This window comes from Streptomyces sp. NPDC060031 (assembly GCF_042736805.1).
Classification (GTDB): Bacteria; Actinomycetota; Actinomycetes; order Streptomycetales; family Streptomycetaceae; genus Streptomyces.
The window spans coordinates 1-7,729 of record NZ_JBHWVM010000163.1 but is presented as its reverse complement, the minus strand read 5'-3'; the positions used below and the strand labels follow the sequence as shown (position 1 = coordinate 7,729).

At 73.4% G+C, this 7,729-nt stretch carries 7 protein-coding genes and 1 pseudogene; 2 read left to right on the top strand and 6 right to left on the bottom strand.

The window, feature by feature from the left end; translation table 11 throughout:
* Positions 1-91: 91 nt before the first annotated feature.
* Genes ACFWB8_RS36070 through ACFWB8_RS36060 form a run of 3 tightly spaced genes read right to left on the bottom strand, consistent with a single transcriptional unit; the run spans position 92 to position 3,011 of the window.
* Positions 92-1,405 (bottom strand): bifunctional RNase H/acid phosphatase, encoded by a 1,314-nt coding sequence (locus tag ACFWB8_RS36070; RefSeq protein ID WP_385237254.1) that lies wholly within the window; start codon positions 1,403-1,405, stop codon positions 92-94.
* Positions 1,405-2,148 carry a zinc ribbon domain-containing protein gene (locus ACFWB8_RS36065; RefSeq protein ID WP_385237257.1) on the bottom strand — a complete coding sequence of 248 codons (744 nt, stop codon included), beginning with the start codon at positions 2,146-2,148 and terminating at the stop codon, positions 1,405-1,407. Before ACFWB8_RS36065 ends, ACFWB8_RS36070 begins: the two co-directional genes overlap by 1 nt.
* The gene (locus ACFWB8_RS36060) at positions 2,145-3,011 is read right to left on the bottom strand and encodes a Nif3-like dinuclear metal center hexameric protein (RefSeq protein ID WP_385237251.1); all 867 of its coding nucleotides are present in this window, start codon (positions 3,009-3,011) and stop codon (positions 2,145-2,147) included. The genes ACFWB8_RS36065 and ACFWB8_RS36060 overlap by 4 nt, the downstream gene beginning before the upstream one ends.
* Positions 3,012-3,274: 263 nt before the next feature.
* Between ACFWB8_RS36060 and ACFWB8_RS36055 the strand changes: the two genes are divergently transcribed.
* Positions 3,275-4,357: a hypothetical protein gene (locus tag ACFWB8_RS36055; protein ID WP_385237248.1), complete on the top strand. Its 1,083-nt coding sequence runs from the start codon at positions 3,275-3,277 to the stop codon at positions 4,355-4,357.
* 20 nt (positions 4,358-4,377) lie between these two features.
* Here the strand turns inward: ACFWB8_RS36055 and ACFWB8_RS36050 are convergent, their stop codons facing one another.
* Genes ACFWB8_RS36050 through ACFWB8_RS36040 form a run of 3 tightly spaced genes read right to left on the bottom strand, consistent with a single transcriptional unit; the run spans position 4,378 to position 7,296 of the window.
* Positions 4,378-5,319: a 3-oxoacyl-ACP reductase gene (locus ACFWB8_RS36050; RefSeq protein ID WP_385237245.1), complete on the bottom strand. Its 942-nt coding sequence runs from the start codon at positions 5,317-5,319 to the stop codon at positions 4,378-4,380.
* 24 nt (positions 5,320-5,343) lie between these two features.
* A complete protein-coding gene (locus ACFWB8_RS36045) occupies positions 5,344-6,420 on the bottom strand; it encodes a Zn-dependent alcohol dehydrogenase (protein ID WP_385237242.1) in 1,077 nt (358 codons plus the stop codon).
* 21 nt (positions 6,421-6,441) lie between these two features.
* Entirely contained in the window at positions 6,442-7,296 is an 855-nt protein-coding gene (locus tag ACFWB8_RS36040) for a MaoC/PaaZ C-terminal domain-containing protein (protein WP_385237239.1), read from the bottom strand.
* Positions 7,297-7,558: 262 nt separating this feature from the next.
* Between ACFWB8_RS36040 and ACFWB8_RS36035 the strand changes: the two are divergent.
* Positions 7,559-7,729 (top strand): annotated as a pseudogene (locus ACFWB8_RS36035) (DNA-binding response regulator); the annotation flags it as partial.

Genomic DNA, 7,729 nt, shown 5'->3' with positions numbered 1-7,729 from the left:
CATCTCGAAGCGTGGAGAACGGCCGCCTCCGCTGTCCCGAGAAACACTGCAGATCAGCAGGTCGGGTGACGAGCGAGGTTAAACAAAAAGCTCAGCGCAGGTGCGAGGTGTCGTTCAGCAGGCGCACCGAGGCGTTGCCGTCGGCGTAGTAGGCCACCGCCGACAGGGAGGCCGCCGACAGTTCCATGCGGAACAGCGCCTCCGGCGGAGCCCCCAGCGCGAGCCGGACCAGGACCTTGACCGGGGTCACGTGCGTGACCAGCAGCACCGTGCGGCCCGCGTACTGGCCCAGCAGCCGGTCCCGGGTCGCCGAGATGCGGCGGGTGGCGGCCGTGAAGCTCTCGCCGCCGCCCGTCGGGGCCGCCTTCGAGGAGTCCAGCCACGCCTGGAGGTCGTCGGGGAAGCGCTCGCGCACCTCGGCGAAGGTGAGTCCCTCCCAGGCGCCGAAGTCCACCTCGCGCAGGCCCTCTTCGACCACGACCTCCAGCCCGAGGCGGTCGGCGACGGCCTGGGCGGTCTCCCGGCAGCGGCGCAGCGGGGAGCTGACGACCGCCTGTACGGTGCCCCGCGCGGCCAGCGCCGCGGCGACGGCGTCAGCCTGGCGGCGGCCGGCCGCGGACAGCTCCGGGTCGGTGCCGCCGCTGCCGGAGAAGCGCTTCTGCGGGGTGAGGGCGGTCTCGCCGTGGCGCAGCAGCACGAAGGTGGCGGGGGTGCCCATGTCGGGACCCCAGCCGTTCGCAGCGGCCGGCACGGCGGGAGCCGGGATCCGGCTCGGCTCCGCGAACAGGGTGTCGGTGCCCCCCGCTTCGGCGGCCGTGGCCTGGGCCGCGCCGGTCCTCGTACCGCCGACGGAGGCGGAGGCCAGGGCTGCCCGTACGGCCGCGGCTCCGGCGACCGCGTCCCCGGGCGGACCGGACGCGGTCGCCAGGGCACGGGCCGCCGAGGAGTCCAGCGCGGCGGACGAGGCCGACGGCTCCCACTGCTTGCCGCGCTTGCCCGCGTCCATGGCCTCGTTGGCGAGCCGGTCCGCGTGCTTGTTCTTCTCGCGCGGGATCCACTCGTACGTCACCTGCGAGCGGGGCAGGATCGACGCCGCCTCGGCCGCGAGCGGCTTCATGTCCGGGTGCTTGATCTTCCAGCGGCCCGACATCTGCTCGACGACGAGCTTGGAGTCCATGCGGACGAGGATCACCGCGTCCGGGGCCAGCTCGCGGGCGGCCTTCAGCCCGGCGATGAGCCCCTTGTACTCGGCGACGTTGTTCGTCGCCACGCCGATGTACTCGGCGCGCTCGGCCAGCGTCTCCCCCGTCACCGGGTCCAGGACCACCGAGCCGTAGCCGGCGGGCCCCGGGTTGCCCCGGGAGCCGCCGTCGGCCTCGACGACGAACCGGACGAGCCTCTGCATCAGATGCCCGAGTCGGCCGTACGGACCAGGATGCGGCCGCAGCTCTCGTGGCGCACGACCTGGTCGCGGGCCGCGGCCTTGATCTCGTTGACCTCGGCGAGGTCGAGCTCCAGGCGGCAGCCCTCGCAGCGGCGCTGGTACAGGCGCGCCGCGCCGACCCCGCCCTGCTTGACGCGGATCTTCTCGTACAGGGCGATCAGCGCGGCGGGCATGGCCGCGACGATGACCTCGCGGTCCTTGCCGATGCCCGCGACCTCGGCGTCGATCTCACCGGTGGCGGCGTCACGGCGCGCGGTGGCGTCCGTCAGCTTGGCCTCCAGGGCGGCGACCCGCTCGATGAGTCCGGTGACCCGCTCCTGCGTGGCCTCCAGGCGCTCCATGACCTCCAGGACCACGTCCTCCAGGTCGCCCTGCCGCTTGGCCAGGGAGACGACCTCGCTCTGCAGGTTCGCCAGGTCCCGGGCCGAGACGCCCGCGCCGGATTCCAGCCGCGCCTGGTCGCGGGCGGCGCGCTGGCGCACCTGGTCCACGTCCTGCTCCGCCTTGGTCTGCTCGCGGGCGGCGTCGCTCGCCTGCGTCTGGGCGGCAACGAGCAGGTCGCGCTGCTGGGTGAGGTCCTTGGTCAGCGAGTCGACCTCGGCGTGCTCGGGCAGCGACTTGCGCTTGTGGGCGAGCTGAGACAGCCGCACGTCCAGGGCCTGGACGTCGAGAAGTCGGATCTGGTCGGCGGGCTCGGCGTTCAGTTGGGGGCTCCAGAGATAGAAGAGGGCAATGCGGAAGCGTCGGACGGCGCGTGGGCCGTCCACGGGTCGGTGACCGTGTGCGAGACGTGGGTCCGCAGACCCCAGCCGTGTCGCTCGGAGATCGCGTCGAGTTGCGCGGCGGCCTGCTCGCACCAGGGCCACTCGGTGGCCCAGTGGGCGGCGTCGACGAGGGCGAGCGGGCTTTGCTCGCGGGCCTCGGAAGCCGGGTGGTGGCGCAGGTCGGCGGTGAGGAAGGCGTCCACGCCCGCGGCGCGGACCTGCGCGAAGAGGCTGTCGCCGGAGCCGCCGCTGACGGCGACGGTACGGATCAGCGCGTCCGGGTCGCCGGCCGCGCGGATGCCCTGCGCGGTGCGCGGGAGCCGGGCGGCGGCGCGGGCGGCGAACTCGCGCAGGGTCTCGGGGTGGTCCAGCTCGCAGATCCGGCCGAGGCCGCGGCCGCCCGTGGGGTCGGTGGGGTCGGGCACGAGGGGGCCGACGACGCGCAGGTCCAGGGCGCCGGCGAGGGCGTCGGAGACCCCGGGCTCGGCGGTGTCGGCGTTGGTGTGGGCGACGTGCAGCGCGATGTCGTTCTTGATCAGCGTGTGCACGACGCGGCCCTTGAAGGTGCCGGCCTCGACGGTGGTGGTGCCGCGCAGGTAGAGGGGGTGGTGGGTGACGACCAGGTCGGCGCCCAGCTTCACGGCTTCGTCGACGATCTGCTGTACGGGGTCCACGGCGAACAGCACCCGGGAGACCTCGGCGTCGGGGTCGCCGCAGACGGTGCCGACGGCGTCCCACTGCTCGGCCCGCGACGGGGGCCAGAGAGCGTCCAGCGCGGCGATGACTTCAGAGAGACGGGGCACGGGCCAAGGCTACCGTCCGTGGCGACCGCCCGGCCGTTCCCCCTTGCGGGGACCGGCCGGGCCGCCACCGGGGACGGGGGTGACGCGGTGGTCGGGCACGCCTCACCACCCCCTCACCCCAAACGCCCCGATATCGCACAGCACAATCGCCGTCTCGACCACGGGCAAACCACCGCCTGGCCACCCGTATGTGTGAAGCACGGTCGGTCGCGTTGTTCGGGAGAAGCGCGAAAACTAGCTTCCATCACCGGAGGTGACGCACGATGACTGTCTGTGGCATCGAGATCACGACGACGGCCCCGTTCACCATCGCCGCGGACGGTTCCTACGCCGCGCGCCTGGCAGGGCACGGCGACGCCCGCTACCCGGAGCGGTGGACGCTGACCGGGCCCGAGCCGTACGCGGTGCCGCTGCCGCTCGCGCAGCCCGAGGAGGCCGACAGCGAGGTGCTGCCGCTCGCCGACGGCCGGGTGCTGATCCACCGGCGGGTGGCCGAGCGGCACGCCTTCGCGCTGCTGTACCCGACCGGCGGCGCCGCGGCCGGGCCGCGGACCGGGCAGCTGGAGCTGGGCTCGATCCAGCCCGAGGGAGAAGGGGTACGGGTCACCCTGCTGCCGCCGGCCCCCGACGGACACGGTGCCTTCGCCCTGGCCGTCGGGGACGCCGGGGCCACGGTGTGGCAGGTGGCCGGAACCCCCTTCGGGCCCGAGCCGGTCGCCCGGATCCCGGGGCGCTGCTCCGGCGGGGTCTGGCTGGACCGGACGGGCCGGCTGCTGGCGCTGGACCGCGAACTGCACGGCGTGGTCAAGGCCGTCGCCGTCGACCTGGGCCGCGGGGGCGAGGTCTCCCCGCTGCTCCAGATCGCGGAGGGCAGCGCCGACCGGCTGCTGCTGGCCGACCCCGACAGCGGGCTGCTGCTGATCCGCTCCGACGCCCCGGGCGAACAGCGCCTGGGCTGGGGGGTGCTGGGCAGTGCGCGGCCGGTGCGCTTCCCGGAGTGCCTGCGGGCCGACGGGGCCACGGCGACGCCGTTCGCGGTGCAGCCCGGGCAGGCCCTGATGCCGGAGACCTGCGGGGTGGCGCTGCGGCTGGGCGACGGGGCTCTCGCCCTGTGGCGCCCCTGCGACCGGCACGTGTTCCGGCTCGGCGCCCCCGTCGGCTGGCTCGGCGGGACGGGGCTGTGGAGCGCGCAGGGCCGCCTGCACCTCCCGTACGCCACCGCCGAAGTGCCCTGCGGGATCCTCGGGCTGACGCCGCCGGTGGCTCCGCCGCCGCCGGTCCGTCTGGAGCCGGTCCCGGCCCCCGCGCCGAGGCCGGTCCCGCTCCAGCAGGCGCCGCTGCGGTGACCCCGGCGGCGCGGCGGCGGTCAGCCGTGCTTGAGGCCCAGCACCTCCGCGGCGGCGAAGGTCTCGTTCGCCGGGCGGGAGTCGTAGTGCGGGGTGAGCACCTCGTCCAGTTCCTCGTACGAGAAGGCCTCCTTGGTGGTGTCGAACTTCGCCGCCACCTTCGGACGCTCCATCACGACCACGATCCCGCCGTGCACGACGAACAGCTGCCCGTTCGCCTTGGCCGAGGCGGGGGAGGCCAGGTAGCCGACGAGCGGGGCGACGTGCTCGGGGGCGAGGGCGTCGAGCTTGCCCTCCTCCGGGACCTGGAAGCCCGCGAAGACGTCCTCGGTCATACGGGTCCGGGCGCGCGGGCAGATGGCGTTGGCCGTGACCCCGTACTTGGCCAGGGCCAGGGCGGTCGAGGTGGTCAGGCCCACGATCCCGCCCTTGGCCGCGGCGTAGTTGGGCTGCCCGGCGGAGCCGCCGAGGAAGGCCTCGGAGGAGGTGTTGACGATCCGGCCGTAAACCGGGCCGCCCGCCGCCTTCGACCGCTCGCGCCAGTGCACGGAGGCGAAGTGCGTGGTGTTGAAGTGGCCCTTGAGGTGGACCCGGATGACCGAGTCCCACTCCGCCTCCGACATCGAGAAGATCATCCGGTCGCGCAGGATGCCCGCGTTGTTGACCAGGACGTCGAGCTTGCCGAAGCTGCCCACCGCCAGCTCGACGAGCTCGCGCGCCTGCTCGAAGTCGGCCACGTCCCCGAGGTGCGACACCGCCTGCCCGCCCGCGGCACGGATCTCGGCGGCGACCTCCTCCGCCGGGGCGGCCGAGGCCTCCCCGGAGCCGTCGCGGCCGCTCTGGCCGAAGTCGTTGACGACCACGCTCGCGCCGAGCCGGGCGAGTTCGATCGCCTCCGCGCGGCCGAGGCCGCGGCCGGCGCCCGTGACGATGGCGGAGAGTCCCTCAAGTGGCAGTGACATCCGTACGGTTCCTCTCGAAACAGGTCAGAGTTCGATGCAGGTGCGCAGGGCGACGCCGGTGCGCATCTGGTCGAGGGCGTCGTTTATCTCGCCGAGCTGCACCCGGTGCGTGATCAGGCCCGCCAGGTCCACCCGGCCGGCCCGCCACAGGGCGATGGTGCGCTCGTAGGAACGCAGCACGTCGCCGCCGCCGTACATCGAGGGCAGGATCTTCTTCTCGTCGAAGAACAGCGAGAACATGTTGATCGCGTAGTTGTCGTCGAGCGCGCCCGCGCCGACCACGACGACCGAGCCGCCGCGCCGGGTCATCTCGTACGCGGTGTGCGTGGTCACGGACTTGCCGACGACCTCGAAGACGTAGTCGAAGCCCTCACCGGCGGTGATCCGGTTCTTGGCGTCGCCGAAGGCCTCCGGGGCGACCGCCTCGGTGGCGCCGAAGCGCAGCGCCGCCTCGCGGCGGGAGGCGACGGGGTCGACGGCGACGATCTGCGCCGCGCCCTGCACCTTGGCGCCCTGGATGACGGAGATGCCGACGCCGCCGCAGCCGATGACGGCGACGGAGGATCCCGCCTCGACCTTGGCGGTGTTGATGGCCGCGCCGAGCCCGGTGGTGACGCCGCAGCCGATCAGCGCGGCGATGTCGAAGGGGACGTCGTCGGGGATGGGTACGGCGCAGCCCGCCGGGACCACCATCTCCTCGGCGAAGGTGCCGGTGCCGGCGAAGCCGAAGATGTCGCTGCCCGCGCGGCGGAAGTTGGCGGTGGCGACGTTGCCGAAGGCCTCCAGGCAGAGGTGGCCCTGGCCGCGCCGGCAGGACGGACAGTGTCCGCAGGGCGGCAGCCAGCAGACGAGCACCCGGTCGCCGATCTGGTGGCTGGTGACCCCGTCGCCGACGTCCGTGATCACGCCGGAGCCCTCGTGGCCCGGGATGAAGGGGGCGGGCTGCGGCAGGACGCCGCTCATGGCGGAGAGGTCGGAGTGGCACAGGCCGGTGGCCTTGATGCGGATCTTCACCTTGCCGGGGCCGAAGCCCACGGCCTCCATGTCGTCGACGACTTCGAGCTTGTCCTGGCCGATCTCGCTCTGCAGTGCTGCGCGCACGGGGCGGCTCCTTGAAGTGGGTTACGCGTGTTCGATGACGGTGTCGGCGAGGACCGGCGCGTCGTCCCGTTCGACGGCGGTCACCGAGACGAGGACGCGGCCGGGCTCCTGCCACATCCGGATCCGCAGGGTCTCGCCGGGGAAGACGATCCCGGCGAAGCGCGTGCGGTAGGCGCGGACCCGGGAGACGTCCCCGCCGAGGGCCGTGTCGACCACGGCCTTGAGGGTCATCCCGTACGAGCACAGGCCGTGCAGGATCGGCCGGTCGAAGCCGGCCAGCTTGGCGAACTCGGGGTCCGCGTGCAGGGGGTTCCAGTCGCCGGAGAGGCGGTACAGCAGCGCCTGTTCCTCGCGGATCCGCCGCTCCTCGATGCGGTCGGGGGCCCGCTCGGGCTGCTGCGACGCGACGGAGGGTCCGCGCTCGCCGCCGAATCCGCCTTCTCCCCGTACGAAGATCTGCGCGTCCGAGGTCCACAGCGGCCCGTCGGCGTCGGCGACCTCGGTACGCAGGACGATCACCGCCGCCTTGCCCTTGTCGTAGACGGCGGCGACCTTGGCGGTGGAGCTGGCCCGCCCCTTGACGGGGATGGGCCGGTGCAGCTCGATGGACTGGCCGCCGTGCAGGACGGCGGCGAGGTTGACCTCGATGCCGGGGGCGGCGAGGCCGCCCATCATGGCCATGCCCGCGCCCGCGACCGTCGCGAAGCTGGGGAGCACGTGGAGCTTGGACTCCAGGGTGTAGCGCAGCTCGTCGGGGTCGGTGGCGGGGAGGCCGGCGCCGAGGCCGAGGTGGTAGAGCTGGATGTCCTTGTGGTCCCAGCCGATGTCCCCGTGGCGGGGGTCGGCGGCGAGGGCCTTGGCGGCATCGATCGGCATGAGGATGCTGCTCCCTGTCTTCGAAGAACCGTGGCCGTGGAAGACCTCGGCGCGACCGTCCGCACCGTCGGCCGCACCGAGGTCGTATGCGGGACCGGCTCCGGAAGCACGTTCTAGAACGCGTTCTAGGGCCGGTGAAGGAATGTATAACGCACGTCCCAGCACTTGGGAAGACTCCTGACTACACGTCAGAATCACTGTCGGCCAGGCGTGTTGCACGCTCCGGCCGGGCGAGGGCACCTACCCTGGCCGGGTGGACGAGATGCCCGTGACCCACCGCCCGACCCGCTCCCTGCGGGTGCTCCTGGCGTTCCCCGACGCCGCCGCGCTGGCGCTGCGGCTCGGGTTCCAGCCCGACATCGAGGTGGTGGCCGACGCCCTGGCCCGGCCGGCGGTGGCGCTGGTCGAGGAGCTCCCGGCGGTCCGGGAGCTC

Coding starts and splice junctions, on each gene's coding strand:
- ACFWB8_RS36055 (WP_385237248.1), top strand. CDS start 3,275: ATGACTGTCTGTGGCATCGAGATCACGACGACGGCCCCGTTCACCATC.
- ACFWB8_RS36040 (WP_385237239.1), bottom strand. CDS start 7,296: ATGCCGATCGATGCCGCCAAGGCCCTCGCCGCCGACCCCCGCCACGGG.
- ACFWB8_RS36070 (WP_385237254.1), bottom strand. CDS start 1,405: ATGCAGAGGCTCGTCCGGTTCGTCGTCGAGGCCGACGGCGGCTCCCGG.
- ACFWB8_RS36050 (WP_385237245.1), bottom strand. CDS start 5,319: ATGTCACTGCCACTTGAGGGACTCTCCGCCATCGTCACGGGCGCCGGC.